Here is a 19740-nt window from a genome sequence, read left to right as displayed (position 1 = left end):
CGCCTCAGACGGCGAGCTTCAACGCCTGATCGAAGTCGGCGATGAGATCGTCGATATCTTCGATGCCCGCGGACAGGCGCAGCATGCCGTCGGAAATGCCCATCGACTTGCGCACTTCGGGGCCGGCCTCATAGAAGATCGTCGGGGCGACGGGAATGATCAGCGTGCGCGTGTCGCCGAGGCCCGTCGCCTTGACGGGCAATTGCAGCGCGTTCACGACCTCGATCATGCGTTCGGCGTTGCGCAGCTCGAACGACAGCAGCCACGACGCGCCCTTGAACAGCGCCTGCGCGATCTCGTACTGGGGATGACTCTTCAGGCCCGGATAGAACACATGGCCGATGGCCTCGTGCTTTTCCAGATACTGCGCCAGCGCGAGTGCGTTCTCGCTGCATTTGGCGACGCGCAGCGCGAGCGTTTCCGCGCCCATCGCGATGGAGTGCGCCTGCTCCGACGACAGCGCCGCGCCCATGTCGCGCAGCCCCTTCTTGCGGATCTGCAACAGCCCCTGCTCTTTCGATGCCGAGCGGCGATATTCGTCGGCGATATTCGGATACGCGCTCCAGTCGAAGAGACCCGTGTCCGTCACCGCCCCGCCGAGCGCCGCGCCATGACCGGCGATGGTCTTCGTCAGCGAATTGAGCACGAGACTCGCGCCGACCGCTTTCGGCTTGAAGAGCGCAGGCGACGTGATGGTGTTGTCGACGACATACGCGAGGCCGCGCGCGCGGCACAGTTCGCCGATGCCTTCGAGGTCGGGAATCTGCGTGCCCGGATTCGCGATCGTCTCGACGAACACCATGCGCGTATTTGGCTGGATCGCGTTCGCAACGTTCTCGGCGGAGGTGGCATCGACCATCGTCACGTCGATGCCGAGCGTGCGCAGCGTACCGAAGAGGCTATTCGTGTTGCCGAACACGTAGCGGCTCGACACGAGATGATCGCCCGCGCGCAGCAAGGTGAGAAAGATCGCCGACAGACCCGCCATGCCGGTGCTGAAGCAGATCGATCCGACGCCCTCTTCGAGGCGCGTGATCTTGCGTTCGAGCGCGGCCGTGGTGGGCGTGCCTTGGCGCGCGTAGTTGAAACCGCCCTTTTTCGTGCCCTGAAACACGCCGATCAGATCTTCGACGCGCTCGAATCCGTACTGCACCGACGTGTGAATGGCCTGACGCACGCCGCCGTGCTCCACGCCCGTGGTTCTGTCGCCGTGAACGATGCCTGTGGTGAAGCCAAGCTTTTCCATCCCATCTCCGCTACGTGTCGATACGCAAAACATCGATTTTGCCCGATTTTCTGCCGCAGTTTTGCCGATTCGCGCCATCCCGCGTCGCCGCGATGCGGGAATGCGTGTTGCTCGCCCGTGCGGTATTTGCGCTATCAGTAACGAGCGTACCCTTTCGGAGACCCCTTTCTCATGGCTTACGAACTTTATTACTGGGATGGCTTGCAGGGCCGCGGCGAATTCGTGCGGCTCGCGCTGGAAGACGCGGGCGCGGAATATATCGACGTCGCGCGCGAATCGAAGAAAAGCGGATACGGCATGGACGCGATGATGAAAGTCCTGAACAGCAAGACCGAGCCGCACATTCCTTTCGCCCCGCCGTTTCTGAAAGACGGCGAACTGATCGTGCCGCACGTCGCGAACATTCTGCTGTATCTCGGACCGAAGCTTGAGCTCGCGCCGAAAGACGAAGGCCTGCGCTACGTTGCGCACGGCCTGCAGTTGACTATCACCGATTTCGTCGCGGAAGTGCACGACACGCATCATCCGCTCGCAACCGATCTTTATTACGAGGATCAGAAAGACGCCGCGAAAATCCGCACGCAGAATTTTCTCGCCAAGCGCGTGCCCAAATTCATGCATTACTTCGAGCGCGTGCTGAAGCAGAATCCGCATGGTCCGGCGCAGATGGTCGGCGAGGCGGCGAGTTACGTCGATCTCTCGATCTTTCAGATCGTCGAGGGCTTGCATTACGCTTTCCCGCGCGCGACGAAGAAGTTCGGCAAGCAGTATCCGCACGTGAGCGCGCTGCACGATGCGGTACTGGAAAGGCCAAACATCGCGGCTTATGTCGATTCGGAACGGCGTATCCCGTTCAACGAATCGGGCATTTTCAGGCACTATCCCGAACTCGATCAGGACGCTTGACGCCTGTTCGAAGCCTCAACGCAAACCAGGAGCCAGCATGGTAGAAACGATTCCTTCCTTCGGTCTCGGCACGTTCCGCGTCGATGCAGCGAAGACCACGAACGCCGTGAAGAGCGCATTGCAGATCGGCTATCGGCATATCGACACCGCGCAGTTCTACAACAACGAGGCGGCCGTCGGTCAGGGCGTGCGCGACTCGGGCGTGCCGCGCGACGATATCTGGATCACGACGAAAGTCTGGTGGGAGCGGCTTTCGCGCGATGCGCTCATCGCGAGTCTCAAGGACAGCCACGCGAAGCTCGATATCGGCACCCTCGATATCGCGCTCGTGCACTGGCCGTCGCCCGATCGCGCGGTGCCCATCGCCGAAACGCTCGCAGCGCTGCAGGAAGCGCAAAAGCTCGGCCTGATCCGTCATTACGGCGTGTCGAATTTCACCGCGCCGCTGCTCGAAGAAGCGTTGAACGCGCCCGGCGGCAAGGAGATCGTCACGAATCAGATCGAGGTGAGCCCGTTCCTCGCGAATCGCAAGCTCGTCGAAGCGACGCAGCAGCTCGGCGTCAAGGTGACGGCGTACATGCCGCTCGGCGAAGGCCGCGCGCACACGGACCCGACGCTCAAGGCGATCGCTGAGAAGCATGGCGCGACGCCCGCGCAGGTGACGTTCGCATGGCTGTTGTCGCGGGACATCGTGGTGCTGTCGGCATCGACGAATCCGGCGCATCAGCAAAGCAACTGGGACGCGCAAAAGCTCAAGCTCGACGCCGGCGATATCGCAAAGATCGACGCGCTCGACGAAGGCAAACGCAACGCGAATCCACCGTTCGCGCCGCGGTGGTGAGACACGAACGCTGCGCACTGCATCGCACACAGCCCGGCTGGCGCCGGGCTTTTTTTCGTCTGCACAACCGCCTTGCAATGCTATCCTTGCGAGTCACTTATTCCATTTGCTTCTAAGCTATCCACGATTTCGCAAAAGTGCTTTCATTCCTGCTCAAGCTCCGTACACGCGCCCAACGGCTCTTCCGTCTGTCGGACTCGCATACGATGCTCGTCTGGGCGGTCGTCGTCGGCGTGGCCGGGGCTTTCGCGACCTCCCTCTTCCGCGAAGGCATCGAGTTATTGCAACGGCTTTTCGGCAATCATTCGGAAGGCCTCGTTGCGCTCGCGCAGACCTTGCCCTGGCCCGCACGCATCGCATTGCCGGCAGTGGGCGGGCTCGTCGCGGGCGGCTGCCTGCTGATCGCGCGCAAACGCGCCAGCAAGCAGGCGAACACGGACTATATGGAAGCCGTCACCATCGGCGATGGCGTCGTGCCCGTCTGGCAGAGCTTCTGGCGCAGCCTGTCCTCGCTCATCACGATTTCGAGCGGCGGCTCGATCGGCCGCGAAGGCTCGATGGTCCAGCTCGCCGCGCTCGCTTCGTCGCTCATCGGACGCTGGGTGCACTTCGATCCGCCGCGCCTGCGGCTGCTCGTCGCATGCGGCGCGGCGGCGGGGATCACGTCGGCGTACAACGCGCCGATCGCGGGCGCGTTCTTCGTCACCGAACTGGTGCTCGGCTCGATGGCGATGGAAAGCTTCGGCCCCATCGTCGTCTCGTCGGTCGTCGCCAATATCACGATGCGCGAATTCGCGGGCTACAAGCCGCCGTACGAGATGCCCGTCTTCCCGGCCGTCACGGGCATCGAAATACTGCTCTTCGTCGTGCTCGGCCTGCTGTGCGGCGTGCTCGCGCCGCATTTCCTGCGGCTGCTCGCGGCATCGAAAAAACGCTTCTCGACGCTGCCCCTGCCCTTGCCGGTGCGCCTCGCGCTCGGCGGCCTGATCGTCGGCGTGATCTCGGTCTGGTGGCCCGAAGTCTGGGGCAACGGCTATGAAGTCGTGAACTCGCTGCTGCACGAGCCGTGGGCGTGGACCACGCTGCTCGTCGTGCTGGTCTTCAAGATCATCGCGACGGCGGCCACGGCGGGCTCGGGCGCCGTCGGCGGTATTTTCACGCCGACGCTTTTCGTCGGCGCGGTGCTCGGCTGTCTCTTCGGCATCGGCGTGCATGCGATCTTCCCGCAATACACGTCCGCGCCCTTCGCCTACGCGATGGTCGGCATGGGCGCGTTTCTCGCCGCCGCCACGCACGCGCCGCTCATGGCGATCCTGATGATCTTCGAGATGACGCTGTCGTATCAGGTCATGCTGCCGCTGATGCTCTCGTGCGTGATCGCGTATTTCATCGCGCGCACCTCGGAGCAGACGTCGATGTACGAAGTCACGCTGCGCCGCAATCGTGAGGAGAAAGAGCGCCTGCGGCTCGCCGCGACGCAGATGCGCGAGCTCGTCAAACCCGCCGATACCGTCGTGCCGCTCACGGCGGGCATCAAGGACATGACGCGCGTGTTCCTCGAATATCCGGTGAAGTATCTCTATGTCGTCGATGAAGCGGAGCGTTTTCGCGGCGTCGTCGCGCTGAAGGACATCACGTCCGATCTGCTCGACGAGCAGGACACGAAAACCAAAACCGCGGCGGACTATCTTCAGCCGCAATTCGACGTGCTCACGCCCGACATGTCGCTCGGCGAAGCATTGCAGCACTTCCTCGCGTTCCAGGGCGAGCGGCTGCCGGTGATCGAAAAAAAGACGCAGCCGCTCCTGCTCGGCGTCGTGTACAAAACCTCGCTTCTGGACGCATACTTCCGTTTGAATCCGACCTCGCGCTGAATCTGCGCAGCCGTGCAATTTCGCGGCGCGCGGGCCGCTCTGCGATCGCCTTTCGGGCGAGTTCGGACGACTTCACATTTCACTCGAAGTGTTTCCGCGCGACGCCCGCTCGTCGCGCCCGTGCATGCATCGCCCTGACGGGCCGCGTGCACGGCGGGCAGTGCAGAAGATCATCGGCATAGGCTTTGCTTGATGCTTCTCGCTGCCTGACAGAGGAGGGGTTGCCCGATGAAGACCTCAACGTTGTTGTCGATGGCGCTGGTTTCGGTGTCGTGTTACGCCGCGCCGCTGCACACGGGTTCGACGGACGAACCCACCGCCAACGCCGCCGCGATTCGCGCCGCCTTGCGCGTGAACGCCGCGCCCGTTGCGCCGCCCGCGCCGGAAATCTCCGCGCAGGATCTCGATCACGCCCGCTGGCGTCACGTGCCGATACCGAAGTCGCGCGCGCCGAACCACGGCATGGCGAGCCAGCGGATCCAGGTGCAGACCTGACGCCCTCCTCCTTTCGCACTTCGACACGGGACGCCGAATGACCGACACGCACGCAAAACACGCCTTGAACGACGAGCCGATCGACGACGAGATCGCCCAGGTGCTGCGCACCGTCAGGTACCCGGCCAACAAGGATGCGATCGTCGATGCGGCGCGCGCAGCGGGCGTCTCCAACGACGTCATCACGCTGTTCGACGGGTTGCCCGAGCAGGACTACCAGGACGCGGATTCGGTCGAGCAGTTGCTGGGCAGCAATGGCGCATCGGGGCTATCGATCTGAAGCCGGCGGGTTATCCCCAGCGGATGGGGAGCACTCTGTTGAAAAGTCGCTGAAAACTGACGCACACCCCTGATTCGCAACAGAAAACCGCCGCTGCCTCGCAGCGCGGCGTCGCTTGGCCTTTTCGAGTTCGGCACGCACCCCAACTTCGTTTCGGATCACCCGCTTGCATGCGGATAAGTTATCCCCAGGCAATGGGGAAAGGCCTGTGGAAATCGCCTGAGTGACTCAAGCAGTTTCTTGATTTCGCGGCGAAATCCCCGTGCGATGCGGATCGCGTCACTTGTCGCGCTCACGCCATGCCGTGACACGATGCCCGAGTTATCCACAATTTCTGTGGACAGCTTTGTTGAGAAGGCCATCAACAGGCGACTTAAGTGCTTGATGAATAAGCATTTGTCAGACGCGATGGGCTTTTCAGCTTCCCTTGTACGCCGCGCCGCTCGCCGCCGCCGGCGCAGCCGGCTTCTTCGTCGCCTTGTCGGCCGTCCCGCCCGCCGCCGCGTCCGACGACATATAGGCCGGCGCGGCCTTCGCCTTCTGCTTCTGGCCGGCCGGCGGCGCGGTCGGCGCACGGCTTATGTCGGCGAGCATCTGCTGACAGGGCAGCGGCTTGTTGTTGCTCGGCGCGATAAGCGGAATCAGCGCCGCGAACGGATTGATGAGACCCAATCCCACCGCCGCGGCGCCGCGCAGCGCGAGCACCGGGCTCACGCCGACGTGCGGGTCCTTGAACGTGCCCTTCACATACAGCGGCGAGCGCAGCGAGAAGATGCGCAGGCCCTTCGTATGCGGATGGACGCCGAGATCCATGTCCTCCGTCTTCAGATTGATCGTGCCATCGACGTTGATGACGGCATCGTCGGTATCGAGCGCGAAGACGCGCGAATCGAGCACGCCGTCCGTGACGACGAAATCCGCCGCCGCGCAGTTGATGTTCACGTCGCGCTTGCCGAAGAGCTTCTCGTACACGACATTCGCCACGTTCAGCCCCGCCGCCTCCATGTACAGGCGGCTCACGGTGCCCTCGGTGATGAGCGCCTTCACCTCGCCGTTCGACGAAGCCGCGAGCGCCGCCGGTGAATTACCGGTCGCGGACAGCGCGGCGTCGCCGTTGATTTCGCCGAGCGCGGACTGCATCGTCTTGACGGTCGGGAACAGTTGCTTGAGCTTCAGATGCCGCGCCTGCGCCGATACGCGGCCCTTGAGCGGCGCGACGCTGCCGTCGAGGTGGATGTTCGACGCCATCGTGCCGCCCGCCACGCCGAACTTGAGCGGCTCGAACGACAGCACGCCGTCTTTCATGATGACGTGCGTGTACAGATCGGTGATCGGCAAGTCCGGGTCCTTGACGATGCGCTGGCCGGTGAACTTCACGTCGGCATCGATGGCCTTCCAGCGGTCCGTCTTGAACTCCTCGGTGGGCAGCGCCTTCGACGACGGCTGCTTCTCCGTCTCGCCGCGCTTGGCCTTGCTCGCGTTCGAATCCGCCCCGATGATCGGCGCGAGATCCTTGAATTGCAGCAGATGCGACACGAGCTCGCCCTGCAAGAGCGGCCGCGGCTTCCTGCCCGCGTACACCAGCGAGCCGTTGATGTCGCTGCCGCCCACGCGGCCCGTGAAGTTCTCGTAGTGGAACACGTTGCCGTCCTCGCGGAACTGCCCGGTCAGACGTCCTTCGGTCGCGAACGGCGGCGTTTCGGGCAGCGTCACGCCGGTGAACGGATACAGATGCGCCATGCTCACGGCCTGAATCCACAGGCGCAGATCGAGCGCGGCGAGATGCGCGGGATCGGTCACGGTGCCGACGAACGCGATATGCGTGTCGCCGAGGCGCACATCGGCCTGCACGGGGAACGGGCGCTGCGCGTCGCGCACGGCGAGCACGCCGCCGAGCTTGCCGTCGCCGGACACTTTGCCGCCGTTGTAGGTGCCCTTCACGGTCCAGCCGAACGCATAAGGCGGAATCGGCGGCTTCGGCCCTTCCTTGGTGGTGATGCTCGTATTGGCCGACGTGCTCGCCGGATTGGGCGACGACGCATTCGCGGCGGCCGCCGCCGACGCCGCCGATGCCGCCGACGCTTCGGATGCCGCGGCCGCATCGGCTTGCTTGTTGAGCTTGGCCGCGCCGCTCTTGCCGACCATCTCCGCCGACGATTTCGCCGATGCCGCTTCCTGCTGCTTCATCACTTCGCCGATCGGCACGGGTTGACCGAGCGTATCGACGACGACCTGCATCTCGGCCTTGGTGACTTCATCGCGCACGCCGATGGTGCCCTTCGCGAGCGAAATATCGCCGAGCTTCAGATTCCAGGTGGAAGGCTCGGTCGATTGCTTGAACTTGAACGTCCAGTTGTTGCGATTGTCCTTGAGCCGCTCGATATCGATCGACGGGTTCACGAGGTTGATGGTCGGGATCACGATGTCGTGCGCGAGCAGCGGCAGCACCTGAACCTGAAAGTCGATTTCGTCGAGCGTGGCGAAGTGTTGCTGCCGCGCCCAGTCCGGATTCGCGATGGTGATTTTCTCAGCGGAGAAGCGCGGCCACGGCACCCAGCGTTTCCAGCCCGTTTCGTTGGGCGGGCGCTGCCAGCCGACTTTCAGATCGCCGGTAATTTCGAAGCGCCGGCCAATCGCTTCCGAGACCTTGTCGTCGATCCAGGGCCGCAGCCGGTTCCAGTCGAAAGTGAGGAAAATCACGACGAGTATTGCGATGAGAACCGCCAGAACGGCAAAAAACCACGCGACGATCCTTCCGGTTTTTCCGGGCGTTCGGGCCTGCGCCATGATGCTCCATCCATTTTTTCTGATTATGTGTGCGGCAGCACATCGTGTGCCCGCGCGATGCCGTGCTGCGGCGCGGCCAATGCAACGTAAGATGTGCGCTCCAAGAACGACAACCCACCCTACGATGCCCGACGCGACATCGCTCGTCTCCACACACGGCGTCACGCGGCGCGACGCGCGGCGCGCCACGGTGCTTCTGCATCCTACGAATTTCACGCTTTACGCCGGACAGCGCGCCGCGATCACCGGGCCGTCGGGCTCGGGCAAGAGCGTGTTTCTGCGCACGCTCGCGCTGCTCGATGCGAGCGATGACGGTTTCGTCGCATGGCGCGGCGAACGCATCGCGCGATCGGCCATTCCGGCGTATCGGCGGCGCGTCGCCTATATCGCGCAGCGCCCCGCGATGCTCGACGGCACTGTCGAAGACAATCTGCGCTATCCGTTTTCGCTTAAGACCTATCGGGATGCGCATTTCGATCGCGATACGGCCATGCGCCTCGCGCTCGCGGCCGGGCGCGCCGCCGATTTCCTCGACAAGCTCGGGAGCGATCTGTCGGGCGGCGAGGCGCAGATCGCCGCGCTCGTGCGCGTGCTGCAACTCGCGCCGGACGTGCTGCTGCTCGACGAGCCGACCGCATCGCTCGATCCGGAGTCGGCCCGCGCGATCGAAGCGCTCGTGCGGACCTGGTTCGACGCCGACGCGGCCCGCGCCTGCATCTGGGTTTCACACGACCCGGACCAGGCGCGCCGCGTCGCCACGCGTCATCTGACGATGAATGCCGGCGTGCTCGGAGACAACACGCGATGAACGGCTATCAAGACCTCTCTCTCATCGATATCGGCCTTGCAGCGGCGTTGATCGTCGTGAACGGCGCGTTGTCGGTCGCGCTCAACCTCGGGCTCGAACGCAAGCTGCTCGTCGCGGCGGTGCGCACCATCGTGCAACTGCTGCTGATCGGCTACGTGCTCGGCTGGGTATTCGCGTTCAACCGCTGGTACGTGGTGCTGCCGCTGATGGTGGTCATGACGGTCATCGCCGGTTTCGCCGCCTCGGACCGTGGGCGGCGCACCTACGCCGGCCAGCGCGCGGACAGCATCCTCTCGATCTGGGGCAGCTCGTGGCTCATCGGCGCGTTCGGGCTCTTCGTCGTGATCCGCATTCAGCCGTGGTACGAGCCGCAGTACGCGATTCCGATTCTCGGCATGATCCTCGGCAATTGCCTGACGGGCGTGTCGCTCGGCATCGAACGCATGACGGAGGAACTGACCGCCGGCCGCGCGGCGGTGGAAATGTCGCTCGCGCTCGGCGCGTCGCGCTGGGAAGCCGCGCAAGGGCCCGCGCGCCAGGCCGTGCGCGCGGGCATGATTCCCACCTTGAACCAGATGGCGGTGGTCGGCCTCGTCAGCCTGCCGGGCATGATGACGGGTCAGGTGCTCGCCGGGCAATCGCCGTTGCAGGCGGTGCGATACCAGATCGTCATCATGTTTCTGATCGCGGCGGCCTCGGGGCTCGGCGTGGTCGGCGCGGTCTTGCTGACTTACCGGCGGCTGTTCTCGCCGGATCACCGGTTCATGGCGTCGAAACTCGTCGAACGAAAGGCCAGAAAGCGCGCCGCCTGAGCGCGCTTATTCGCCGTTATAAGCGCGGTCGAGCGCCGGCAGATCGAGCTTGATCATGCCCATCATCGCTTTCATGGTGCGATCGGCCTTCACCGGGTCGGGGTCCTGCAGCATCTTGAGCAGACGCCGCGGCGCGATTTGCCACGTCACGCCGAAGCGGTCCGTGAGCCAGCCGCACGATATCGTCTGGCCGCCGTCCCGCAGCTTGTCCCAGTAGTGGTCGATTTCATCCTGCGTATCGCACTTGATGAACATCGAGATCGCCGGCGTGAACTTGAATTCGGCACCGCCGTTGAGCGCCATGAAGTCCTCGCCTTCCAGCTCGAACAGCACCGCGAGCACGCTGCCGGCCGGGCCCGGGCTCGATTCGGTATGGCGCATGATCTCCGTGATGCGCGCGTTCCTAAAGGTCTCGACGTAAAAGTTCACGGCCTCCTCGGCGCTGCCGTCGAACCAAAGACAGGGCGAAATCTTTTGCATGTGCGAGTCTCCGTTCGTTGGAATCGTGCTCACTGGCACGGCTGCTGCAACATGGCCTGCTTCATGTCTTCCGGCGTGACGTCGCGCTTGTGCGTGGCGACCGACCATTGATGGCCGAACGGGTCTTCGAGACGCCCGTAGCGGTCGCCCCAGAACATGTCCGCGACGGGCATCGTCACCTTCGCGCCCGCGCTTTCGGCCTGCTTGACCGTGGCATCGACATCTTCGACATACAGATGGATCGTGACGGGCGAGCCCTTCAGCGCCTTCGGGCCGACCGATCCGAATTGAGGGAATTCGTCGACGAGCATCAGCATCGAGTCGCCGATCTTGACCATTGCGTGCATCAGCTTGCCGTCCGGCGCGGGCATGCGGCCCAGCTCGACGGCGTTGAAGGCGCGCTTGTAGAACTCGATCGCATCGGCCGCGCCCGCGCATACGAGATGCGGGGTCAGCGAATGCATGCCTTGAGGAATGGGATCGACAGCGGGACTGGACATGGATCGGCTCCGTTGAGTGAATGAGACGCGCGCGGTTCGGCGCACTCATACCCTACAACGAACGGGCATGCCGTGAATCGACATCGACGCGCGCCGAACGTGAAATTTTTTCGACGGCGTACGCGAAGCGGCTGCCTATAGCTTATTTCGAAGGCTGCTCCGCAAGCGATTGAATCAGCGCTTCGAGCCGCGAGAAGTTGACGGGCTTGGTCAGATGATCGCGAAATCCTGCTTCTCGGCAGCGGCGAATGTCCTCGTCCATGCCGTAGCCCGTGATCGCGACCGAGGGCCGGTCGGGCTGCAGGTTCTGCCACGCGCGCGCGATATCGAGACCGCTGCCGTCCGGCAGGCCGATATCGCTCACGAGCAGATCGAACGGTGCGGCCTTCGCGCGTTCGAGCGCCTCGGCGACCGTCACCGCAACCGTCACTTCGTGGCCGAGCATTTCGAGCACTTCGGCCATCGCGGACGAGGTCTGCTCGTTGTCCTCCACGAGCAGCACGCGCAGCGCGCGTTCGTGCTCGCGGCTCGCCCGCTCGACGAGCGGCTCATCCGCGCGCGCGGGCTGCACCTTCGCGAGCGGCAGCGTGAGCGTGAAGCGCGCGCCGGCGTCGCGGCCTTCGCTGTAGGCCGACAGCGTGCCGCCGTGCTTCTGCGCGAGCGTGCTCGCGATCGCAAGGCCCAGCCCCAGGCCGCCGAACGAGCGCGTAATGGAATCGTCGGCCTGCTCGAACGCGGAGAAGATGCGCGGCAGCGCCTCCGCGCTGATGCCGATGCCGCTGTCCGTCACCGATACGGCGATCGTCGATGCATCCGGGTTCCACGTGCGCACTTCGATGCGCCCGCCTGCGGGCGTGAACTTCACCGCGTTCTTCATCAGATTCCAGACGATCTGCTGAAGCCGCGCGGCATCGCCCAGCACGACGACAAAAGCCGCATCGAAACGGGTTTCGAGCGTGAGCGTCTTCCCGCGCAGATCGGCCTCGGACATGTCGAGCGCGCTCGTGAGCAGCGTGTCGAGCGCGACGCTCGCGAAATTCAGCGACAGCTTGCCGCGCGCGATGCTCGTGAGATCGAGCAGATCGTCGATCAGGCGCGCTTCGAGCTCCACATTGCGGCGAATCAGATCGAGCGTCGGATGCGCCTCGCGCGGCAGCGCGTGCTTCATTTCGAGCAGGCGCACGGCGGCGAGGATCGGCGTGAGCGGCGTGCGCAATTCATGCGACAGCACCGCCAGAAAATGGTCCTTCGCGCGATTCGCCGATTCCGCCTGATCCTTTGCGAGCCGCAGCGCGTCGGCGGCCATGTGGGCGTCGGTCGCGTCGCGCACGATCTTCGAGAAGCCGATCAGCTCGTCGTGCTCGCTGCGGATGGCGGTCGTCACGCCCGAGGCGAAGAACGAGTGGCCGTCCTTGCGCCAGAGCCAGCGGTCGTCGCTCGCGCTGCCTTCGCGCCGCGCCGTGTCGAGCTCGTTGTCGAACACGCCCGCTTCGCGGTCTTCCTGCGCGTAGAAGATGCTCGCGGACTGGCCGAGCACGTCCTGCGCGGGAAAGCCCAGAATGCGCTCCGAGGCCGCGTTCCACGTGCGAATGCGCCCTTCCGGATCGAGCGTGATGACGGCGTAATCCTTCAGCGCGTCGATGAGCAGACGGAAATGCGTCTCCGTCTCGCGCAGCGCCCGTTCCACCGCGATGCGCTGCGCGCGCTCGGCGCTCTCGCGCATCGCGCGGCGCACGACCGCGGGCAGGCGCTGCAGACGCTGCTTCAGCACGTAATCGGTCGCGCCGCGCTTCAGCATATCGACGGCGTGCTCCTCGCCGAGCAATCCCGACACGAAGATGAACGGCGTGTCGGGCGTTCGCTCGCTCGCGATGGTCAGCGCCTCGATGCCCGAGAAGGTCGGCATCACGAAGTCGGCGAGGATCACGTCGAAGCGCTTCTTGTCCAGTTCGGCGATGAAGCTCGCGGCGTCGTGCACGATCGACGCATCGACCGTATAGTCCGCGCGCTCCAGCTGGGCGATCGTCAGCTCCGCATCGAGTGCGTTGTCTTCGACGAGAAGCAGATGCAGCGGCTGCATGATCTAGACGCCCTCGCAAAAGGACGCAATGAACGGGAGCGCGGACATGGGCAAGGCGATCATGGCGCAGAGGGCGGACGGCGAAAGCGCGTGGACCCCGGCGGCGGTTCGTTGAGCACGGCCCAGAACACGCCGAGATCGCTGATCGCCTCGACGAATTCGGCGAACTCCACCGGCTTCACGACATACGCGTTGACGCCCAGCTCGTAGCTGCGAATGAGGTCCTGCTCTTCGCGCGACGACGTCAGCATGACAACGGGAACGCTCTTCAACGACGCGTTCGAGCGGATCATGTCGAGCACTTCGAGACCGTCGATTTTCGGCAGCTTCAGGTCCAGCAGAATCACCGCGGGATTGCCGGGCGCTCGCTCCTTCCACTCGCCTTCGCAAGTGAGATAGTCGATGGCTTCCTGACCGTCGCGCGCCACGATCACTTCGTTCGCAAGCTGGCTTTTGTCGAGCGCAACAAGTGTGAGCTCGAGATCGTTCGGATTGTCTTCGACGAGCAGTATCGGTTTAAGCATGGTCTCTTCTTGGCTTCATTGCTGACATCCCCTGCGCTCCGCCGGCGTTGCGGAACACGACCGGCAGGGAAAAGTAGAATATCGCGCCCTCTCCCAGCCGTCCTTCGGCCCACGTGCGTCCCTCGTGCCGCTCGACGATGCGCCGCACGTTGGCGAGTCCGATGCCCGTGCCCTCGAACTCCTCCGCGCGATGCAGGCGCTGGAACACGCCGAACAGCTTCGCGCCATACTTCATGTCGAAGCCGACACCGTTGTCGCGCACGCCGATCACGTATTCGTCGCCGCTTCGGGACGCGAATATCTCGATTTTCGCCGATTCCCGCGTTCTCGTATATTTCACCGCGTTCGAAATCAGGTTGCGCAGCGCGAGCTGCAGAAACGCGGCGTCGCCGGTCACGCGCGGCAGATCGCCGATCGCCCATTCGATGCGCCGCCCGCCGCTGTCCTGCTCGAACTCCTGCACCACGCCGCGCACGAGCAGATTGAGATCGACGGGCGCGGGGCGCAGCGCGGCGCGTCCCATTTGCGAGAAAGTCAGCAGGTCGTCGACGAGCGTGCCCGCGAAACGCGCGGAATCGAGCATGTTGTTCAGAAAGCGCCGGCTTTTGTCGGACATGCGCTCGCCTTCCTGCTCGCGCAGCAGATCACCGTAGCCCGCGATATGGCGCAGCGGCGCGCGCAGGTCGTGCGACACGGAGTACGAGAACGCTTCGAGTTCCTTGTTCGCGCGCGCAAGCTCGGTCGCGAGTTCGGCGCGTTTCTCCGCGCGGCGCAGCACGATATTCAGCAGCGCGCCGCGCAATTCGCCGGCGATCTCCAGCTCGCCCTGACGCCACGACGCGGAATGGCCGCGCACCGTTTCGAGCCACGGCAAAAAACTCGTGCGCGGCGCGCTCGCGCCATTGGCCTGCTCGATCTTGACGGGCTCGCCCGCCCATTTGATGGTCTGCATGACCTCGGGCCTGAACCACAGCAGATAGTTGCGAAAGATCTGCGAGACCGGCACCGCGAGCACGCCGCACGCCTTGTCCTCGTGCGCCTTCGCGGGCGGCCACTGGCGCGCGAGCGAATCGGTGGCCCACACGCCCGAGGTGTGCTCCGCGAGCCAGTGCGTGAGCGCGCGCACCGTGTCTTCGTCGGGCGTGGCGCCGAGCAGCGTGACGTGATCGTCGAACACGATCGCCGCGCCCGCCGAACCCGCAAAGCTCAGCACCTCCTGCGGCACCGCCTGCAAACCCGCGACGAAGTCGTCATGCTCGCCCATCGCACCGATCAGGCGGCCCATCGTGCGGCGCAGCGCGGCGAGATACTCGCCTTCGGCGCGCTCTTCCTTCGCTTCGATCTGCAAAGACACCATGTGCCCGAGATGCTCGACCGCGACGCGTGTGTTGAACGGCACGATGCGCGGGTCGTGATCGTGGCACGAAATGAGACCCCACAGCTGGCCGCGCACGACGATCGACACCGACATCGACGCATGCGTGCCCATGTTGCGCATGTACTCCAGATGCACCGGCGAGAAACTGCGCAGCGTGGTGTAGGTGAGATCGGTGGGACGGCCCGTGACGGGATTCAACGCGGGCACGAGGCGCGCGGGCCGATAGTTCACGTCGGCGACGAGCCGGATGCGGTTTTTCAGATACAGCGCGCGCGCCTGCCGCGGAATGTCCGACGCGGGAAAGAACTGATGCAGGAACGACACGTAGCTTTCGTCGCGGTCTTCCGCGAGCACGTGGCTGCGGCCTTCCTCGTCGAAGCTGTAGAGCATCACGCGGCCAAAGCCGGTGATCGAACGCACTTCGCGCACCGCGAGCTCGGCGAGCGCCTGCACGGTCGGCGCGTCCTGCAGCACGCGCGCGAACGTGCGCACGAGCGGGTACATGGAGGCGAACGCATCGCCCGTCGCGGAGGCCGCTTCCATTTCGACGACGAGCGCGCCGTCATGACGATGCAGCGTGACGTCGAAGGAAGCGGCGGGCGTGAGTTCGATCGCGCCGATATAAAGCGGCGCATCGTCGAGCGCAGCCGACGCGGCCGCCTGTTCGATGCGTCGCGCGCCCTGTACGCCGAGCACGGCATCGAGCGGCTTGCCGGGCAAGGTATCGACGCTCGCGCCCGTCAGCGAAGACATGTTCTCGCTCGCCTGCAGGATGCGCAGATCGTCGGCGAGCACGAGCAGAAAGCCGTGCGGCTGGATGCCGCCCGGAATGTGGATCGGCTCGGCGTCGCAGTCCTTCGAGGCGACGCCGGAGCTGAGCGTGCGGCGGCGCGCTTCGGCATCGGGCGGACCGTACGGCCGTTTGCTCGAAGCGTCGCTCATGACGCCGCTCCCGGCGCTGCTTCGATCTCAACCGCTTCGGGGCACAGCCACACGCGCAGGCTTTCGAAGGTCGCGATGGCGGCCTGCACCGCGTCGTCGGACTCGCGCTCCGGCACCGACGCCGCCGCGGTCGCGCGAAACGCATTCCACATGCTGCCGGTGCGCGGCCCGTAGCCGTCGAAGTAGGCGTTGCCGACACCCGGCTCGAGATGGAGACGTGTGGCGACATGCGGCGCGATGAAGCGCCCGCCGAGCGTGCTGCCTTCCATCACGTACATCGAGCCGAACGCATCGCCGAGCGTATGCATGCGCGGCAAGTCATGGCATGGATCGAGTTGCGGCTGCTTGCCCGTCAGCGCGGCGAGATCAGCGGCGAGCAACGGCGCCTTGCGACGCGCATCGAAGAAGTCCGCGAGCGATGCGGGCATGCACGCGGCAACCGCCTCTTCCCACGGCGCGACGTAGCCATAGAAACGTTCGAGCAGTGCGATGTATTCGTCGCGTTGAAGGTCGTCCCGCATCAGGTCGAGTGCATCTTCGAGCCGCGCGTGACACGCGGCGGTTTCGTGCTTCAGACGGGACAGGAGGTCGAGTGGCATGTTGCGTTGGATTGGCTGCTGGGCGCTGTGCGGGCGTGATGCATGCATCGGAAGGGCTTACCGGTTCGAAGGCTCGCGCAACGGGTGCATCGGTAGAAAGAACGCGGCGAGTGTTGCTTTTCAAACCCGCGTTCGATCAACGAATCATTCTACGCAAGCGCACCGCGCGCTGCCATTCGCCGCAGCGCTTCAGCGCTTGCCTTGAGTTTGGCGTTGATACTCGCTTGCGCCGCGCCGGTCCGTATCGACAAGTCCGCGCTCGATATCCTCGTGCGCCTGCTTGCCGATATCGCGCGCCTCCTCTTCGTGCTGCGACTCGACGCTCTGATCGGTCTCGTGCGGCAGCGGCGCATTCGATGCATCGTCATGCGCTTGCGTATCGCGGTCCTTGCTCGCCATCTCGCGGCCCTGCTCGGGCACGCTTTGCGGCGCTGTGTTCGACTGTTTCATCATCGTCTCCCTGTGTGTGCCACTTCACTTGCGCTCGCCGTTCATGCCGAGCCGCTTCTTCATCTCCGTCGTGAGCCTTTGACGCGCCTTCTCGTAATCCGCCCACGGATCGCGCTTCAATGCGTCGAGCCGCTCGCGCGCGTTGCCGATGTTCCATTGATCGCCGCTCGTGACGTCATCGAGCTCGTCCCACGATAGCGGCATCGACGCGCCGAGCCCAGGGCGCGCGCGCAGCGAGAATGCCGCGACCGTGCTCGAACCGCGGTTGTTGCGCAGATAGTCGATGAAGATCTTGCCCTTGCGGTTCTGCATGCCCATCTTCGCCGAGAAGAACTTGGGCAGCGCGTTCGCCATGTGCTGCGCGACCGCCTGCGAAAACGCCTTCATCTCGTCCCAGTCCGCGTGCTTCCTGAGCGGCACGACCACATGAAATCCCTTGCCGCCGCTCGTCTTGCAAAACGACGTGAGGCCGAGTTCCGCGAGCAGTTCCTTCGTGAGCTTCGCGGCCTCGATCATGCGTTCCCAGCCCACGCCTTCGCCGGGGTCGAGATCGAACACCATGCGATCCGGCTTCTCGATGTTCGATGCCACCGCGTTCCACGTATGCAGTTCGATCGTGCCCATCTGCGCGGTGCCGACGAGCGCTTTCGACGATTCGATCGTGAGCAGCGGCGGATGTCCCGGATCGATATCGGGATGCTGCGTGATATGCGGAATCGCGAGCTTCGCGCTGTGCTTCTGAAAGAAGAGCTCGCCGCCGATATCCTCGGGCGCACGCACGAGCGACACCGGACGGTCCTTGAGATGCGGCAGCATCCACTTGGCGACCGATGCGTAGTATTCGACGACATCGAGCTTGGTGTAGCCGGCGGATTTATCGATCACACGATCGGGATGACTGATCTTCACGCCTTCGACTTCGGCCGAGCTTGCCTTGGCCTTTTTCACGGCAGCGGTTTTCTTCGCCGCCACTTTCTTCGCCGCCACCGGCTCTTCCTTCACGATCTGACGCGCGGGTTTATCGTCACGCAGACTGACGAACGATGCTTGTCGCACGATGCGCTCCTTGGTCCATTCCGCGAAATTGCACTCGGCCACGAGTTCGGGCTTCACCCAATGCACGGGCGTGCGGCTGCGTTCCTGCGGCTCGCTCGCAAACGGCATGCGCGGCGTCTCGCGCTTGTCGAGTTCCTTCTTCACCGCGACGAGCATCTTCTGATCGAAACCGGTGCCCACGCGCCCCGCGTATTGCAGCTTGCCGCTTTTGTCGTACACGCCGAGCAGAAGCGCACCGAATTGCCCGCGGCTGCCCGACGGCTCCGAATAACCGCCGATCACGAACTCCTGGCGGCGTCTGCACTTGAGCTTGATCCACGAATTGCCGCGCCCCGGCACATACGCGCTGTCGATGCGCTTGCCGATGATCCCTTCGAGCGCCATGTCGCAAGCGCTCTTGAGCAGCTCGTCCGCATGAAAGGCGAAGTCCTGCGAATAGCGCAGCACCGGATCGTCGACCGGTTCGATGAGCGCCTTCAGCATCGCGCGGCGCTGCACGAGCGGGACGTGGCGCAGGTCGTAGCCGTTCAGATACGGCACATCGAAGAAATACACGACGATGTCCTGCGGCCGTCCCGCATCGAAGGCGTTTTGCAGCGCCTGAAAATCCGGCAGGCCGCGCTCGTCGAGCACCACGGCTTCGCCGTCGAGCCAGCCGCTTTCGATATCGAGCTTCTCGAGCGCCTTCACCTGCTTCGAGAACTTCGCACTCCAGTCGTTGCCGTTGCGCGTATAGATGCGGATGTCGCGCTTGCCGCGGGTCGTTTCGATGCGCGCCAGCATGCGATAACCATCGAACTTGATTTCGTAGGCCCAGTCTTCGCCGGGCGGCGCGGCATCGACGAGCGTCGCGAGCTGCGGTTTGAATGTCGCGGGCAGTTTCGCCTTGACCGCGCCTTCGATGGCCGGCTCGTGCGACAAGGTGCGCAACGATTCCGCGCTGCGGTTCGCGACGATATCCGGATGCGCGTGCCCGTCCGATTGTTTGCGCGCCGCCGTCCTGCGCGCGGGCGCTTTCTTGGCGGCGGCCTTGCGTTCGGCACGGTCGATGAGCGCGCCGTTCTTCGCGCGCGCGCCGAGCGATTCGGAAAGCACGCTGCCCGGTTTTTTCAGCAGGATGTCATACTCGGCTTCGGGCCGCGCTTCGTCGTCGCGTTCCTTGATGAGCAGCCACTGCTCCTTGTCGCCGCTGCCGCGCATGTGGCTTTTCACGAGCGTCCAGCCGCCATGCAGCTTTTCGCCGTCGAGCACGAACTTGAGCTTGCCCTTCTCGTATTCGCGCGCCGCTTCCTCCACGCTGCCCGACTGCGGCGCCCAGGTCCCGCGATCCCACACGATCACGCTGCCCGCGCCGTAATTGCCTTCCGGAATCTCCCCTTCGAACGAACCGTAATCGAGCGGATGATCCTCGACATGCACTGCGAGACGCTTCACCGATGGATCGAGGCTCGGCCCTTTGGGCACCGCCCATGACTTGAGCGTGCCGTCGAGCTCAAGCCGGAAGTCGTAATGCAGACGGCGCGCGTCGTGTTCCTGGATGACGAAGGACATGGCCTTTGTCGCCGTCGCTTTTGCGGTCTTCTTCGCGCGCGCAACGCCGCTGCGCTTCGCCGCGCCGGACGGTTCCGGCGTCTTGTCGAAACGCCGCATCCGCTGATAGGTGTCGAGTTTCTCGGCCATCG

Annotated in this window: 17 protein-coding genes; 7 read left to right on the top strand and 10 right to left on the bottom strand. The window is 64.3% G+C overall.

What is annotated here, in order from left to right:
* Positions 1 to 4: 4 nt before the first annotated feature.
* A complete protein-coding gene (locus tag AWB70_RS35395; RefSeq protein WP_053568305.1) occupies positions 5 to 1246 on the bottom strand; it encodes a cystathionine gamma-synthase family protein in 1242 nt (413 codons plus the stop codon).
* A gap of 171 nt (positions 1247 to 1417) precedes the next feature.
* On the opposite strand from AWB70_RS35395, the gene AWB70_RS35390 reads away from it, so the two are divergent.
* The 5 genes from AWB70_RS35390 to AWB70_RS35370 all read left to right on the top strand — a co-directional run bounded on the left by AWB70_RS35390 (position 1418) and on the right by AWB70_RS35370 (position 5642).
* Positions 1418 to 2152: a glutathione S-transferase gene (locus AWB70_RS35390; protein ID WP_053568306.1), complete on the top strand. Its 735-nt coding sequence runs from the start codon at positions 1418 to 1420 to the stop codon at positions 2150 to 2152.
* Positions 2153 to 2189: 37 nt separating this feature from the next.
* Complete coding sequence (gene dkgB, locus AWB70_RS35385; protein WP_053568307.1) at positions 2190 to 2993, top strand: 2,5-didehydrogluconate reductase DkgB; 804 nt, start codon at positions 2190 to 2192, stop codon at positions 2991 to 2993.
* Between the two features lie 137 nt (positions 2994 to 3130).
* Complete coding sequence (locus tag AWB70_RS35380) at positions 3131 to 4867, top strand: ClcB-like voltage-gated chloride channel protein (protein ID WP_053568308.1); 1737 nt, start codon at positions 3131 to 3133, stop codon at positions 4865 to 4867.
* Between the two features lie 228 nt (positions 4868 to 5095).
* Entirely contained in the window at positions 5096 to 5362 is a 267-nt protein-coding gene (locus AWB70_RS35375) for a hypothetical protein (RefSeq protein WP_053568309.1), read from the top strand.
* Positions 5363 to 5399: 37 nt separating this feature from the next.
* Positions 5400 to 5642 (top strand): DUF2795 domain-containing protein, encoded by a 243-nt coding sequence (locus tag AWB70_RS35370; RefSeq protein WP_045450680.1) that lies wholly within the window; start codon positions 5400 to 5402, stop codon positions 5640 to 5642.
* A 417-nt stretch (positions 5643 to 6059) separates the two neighbouring features.
* Here AWB70_RS35370 and AWB70_RS35365 read toward each other — a convergent pair whose 3' ends face one another.
* Positions 6060 to 8429 carry an AsmA family protein gene (locus AWB70_RS35365; RefSeq protein WP_053568310.1) on the bottom strand — a complete coding sequence of 790 codons (2370 nt, stop codon included), beginning with the start codon at positions 8427 to 8429 and terminating at the stop codon, positions 6060 to 6062.
* Positions 8430 to 8553: 124 nt separating this feature from the next.
* Here AWB70_RS35365 and AWB70_RS35360 point away from each other — a divergent pair, with 124 nt between their 5' ends.
* Together AWB70_RS35360 and AWB70_RS35355 are read left to right on the top strand one after the other, a co-directional pair.
* On the top strand, positions 8554 to 9237 hold the full coding sequence (locus AWB70_RS35360) for an ABC transporter ATP-binding protein (RefSeq protein WP_053568311.1): 684 nt from the start codon (positions 8554 to 8556) through the stop codon (positions 9235 to 9237).
* Entirely contained in the window at positions 9234 to 10049 is an 816-nt protein-coding gene (locus tag AWB70_RS35355) for an ABC transporter permease (protein WP_014191563.1), read from the top strand. Before AWB70_RS35360 ends, AWB70_RS35355 begins: the two co-directional genes overlap by 4 nt.
* Before the next feature lie 6 nt (positions 10050 to 10055).
* Here the strand turns inward: AWB70_RS35355 and AWB70_RS35350 are convergent, their stop codons facing one another.
* The 8 genes from AWB70_RS35350 to ligD all read right to left on the bottom strand — a co-directional run bounded on the left by AWB70_RS35350 (position 10056) and on the right by ligD (position 19738).
* Complete coding sequence (locus AWB70_RS35350; protein WP_014191564.1) at positions 10056 to 10529, bottom strand: VOC family protein; 474 nt, start codon at positions 10527 to 10529, stop codon at positions 10056 to 10058.
* 29 nt (positions 10530 to 10558) lie between these two features.
* Entirely contained in the window at positions 10559 to 11029 is a 471-nt protein-coding gene (locus AWB70_RS35345; protein WP_014191565.1) for a VOC family protein, read from the bottom strand.
* A gap of 142 nt (positions 11030 to 11171) precedes the next feature.
* The gene (locus AWB70_RS35340) at positions 11172 to 13109 is read right to left on the bottom strand and encodes a hybrid sensor histidine kinase/response regulator (RefSeq protein ID WP_053568312.1); all 1938 of its coding nucleotides are present in this window, start codon (positions 13107 to 13109) and stop codon (positions 11172 to 11174) included.
* A gap of 59 nt (positions 13110 to 13168) precedes the next feature.
* Positions 13169 to 13633 (bottom strand): response regulator, encoded by a 465-nt coding sequence (locus AWB70_RS35335; RefSeq protein WP_014191567.1) that lies wholly within the window; start codon positions 13631 to 13633, stop codon positions 13169 to 13171.
* On the bottom strand, positions 13626 to 15953 hold the full coding sequence (locus AWB70_RS35330; RefSeq protein WP_053568313.1) for an ATP-binding protein: 2328 nt from the start codon (positions 15951 to 15953) through the stop codon (positions 13626 to 13628). The genes AWB70_RS35335 and AWB70_RS35330 overlap by 8 nt, the downstream gene beginning before the upstream one ends.
* A complete protein-coding gene (locus AWB70_RS35325; RefSeq protein WP_053568314.1) occupies positions 15950 to 16552 on the bottom strand; it encodes a biliverdin-producing heme oxygenase in 603 nt (200 codons plus the stop codon). The genes AWB70_RS35330 and AWB70_RS35325 overlap by 4 nt, the downstream gene beginning before the upstream one ends.
* 189 nt (positions 16553 to 16741) lie before the next feature.
* Entirely contained in the window at positions 16742 to 17002 is a 261-nt protein-coding gene (locus tag AWB70_RS35320) for a hypothetical protein (protein ID WP_374730273.1), read from the bottom strand.
* A 24-nt stretch (positions 17003 to 17026) separates the two neighbouring features.
* A complete protein-coding gene (gene ligD / locus AWB70_RS35315; protein WP_053568316.1) occupies positions 17027 to 19738 on the bottom strand; it encodes a DNA ligase D in 2712 nt (903 codons plus the stop codon).
* Positions 19739 to 19740 lie beyond the last annotated feature (2 nt).

The organism is Caballeronia cordobensis, assembly GCF_001544575.2.
GTDB lineage: Bacteria > Pseudomonadota > Gammaproteobacteria > Burkholderiales > Burkholderiaceae > Caballeronia > Caballeronia cordobensis.
Note: the sequence above shows the minus strand (reverse complement) of the source record. Positions and strands in the feature narration are given on the sequence as shown.

Coding starts and splice junctions, on each gene's coding strand:
- AWB70_RS35395 (WP_053568305.1), bottom strand. CDS start 1,246: ATGGAAAAGCTTGGCTTCACCACAGGCATCGTTCACGGCGACAGAACC.
- AWB70_RS35390 (WP_053568306.1), top strand. CDS start 1,418: ATGGCTTACGAACTTTATTACTGGGATGGCTTGCAGGGCCGCGGCGAA.
- dkgB (WP_053568307.1), top strand. CDS start 2,190: ATGGTAGAAACGATTCCTTCCTTCGGTCTCGGCACGTTCCGCGTCGAT.
- AWB70_RS35375 (WP_053568309.1), top strand. CDS start 5,096: ATGAAGACCTCAACGTTGTTGTCGATGGCGCTGGTTTCGGTGTCGTGT.
- AWB70_RS35370 (WP_045450680.1), top strand. CDS start 5,400: ATGACCGACACGCACGCAAAACACGCCTTGAACGACGAGCCGATCGAC.
- AWB70_RS35365 (WP_053568310.1), bottom strand. CDS start 8,429: ATGGCGCAGGCCCGAACGCCCGGAAAAACCGGAAGGATCGTCGCGTGG.
- AWB70_RS35360 (WP_053568311.1), top strand. CDS start 8,554: ATGCCCGACGCGACATCGCTCGTCTCCACACACGGCGTCACGCGGCGC.
- AWB70_RS35355 (WP_014191563.1), top strand. CDS start 9,234: ATGAACGGCTATCAAGACCTCTCTCTCATCGATATCGGCCTTGCAGCG.
- AWB70_RS35350 (WP_014191564.1), bottom strand. CDS start 10,529: ATGCAAAAGATTTCGCCCTGTCTTTGGTTCGACGGCAGCGCCGAGGAG.
- AWB70_RS35345 (WP_014191565.1), bottom strand. CDS start 11,029: ATGTCCAGTCCCGCTGTCGATCCCATTCCTCAAGGCATGCATTCGCTG.
- AWB70_RS35340 (WP_053568312.1), bottom strand. CDS start 13,109: ATGCAGCCGCTGCATCTGCTTCTCGTCGAAGACAACGCACTCGATGCG.
- AWB70_RS35335 (WP_014191567.1), bottom strand. CDS start 13,633: ATGCTTAAACCGATACTGCTCGTCGAAGACAATCCGAACGATCTCGAG.
- AWB70_RS35330 (WP_053568313.1), bottom strand. CDS start 15,953: ATGAGCGACGCTTCGAGCAAACGGCCGTACGGTCCGCCCGATGCCGAA.
- AWB70_RS35325 (WP_053568314.1), bottom strand. CDS start 16,552: ATGCCACTCGACCTCCTGTCCCGTCTGAAGCACGAAACCGCCGCGTGT.
- AWB70_RS35320 (WP_374730273.1), bottom strand. CDS start 17,002: ATGAAACAGTCGAACACAGCGCCGCAAAGCGTGCCCGAGCAGGGCCGC.
- ligD (WP_053568316.1), bottom strand. CDS start 19,738: ATGGCCGAGAAACTCGACACCTATCAGCGGATGCGGCGTTTCGACAAG.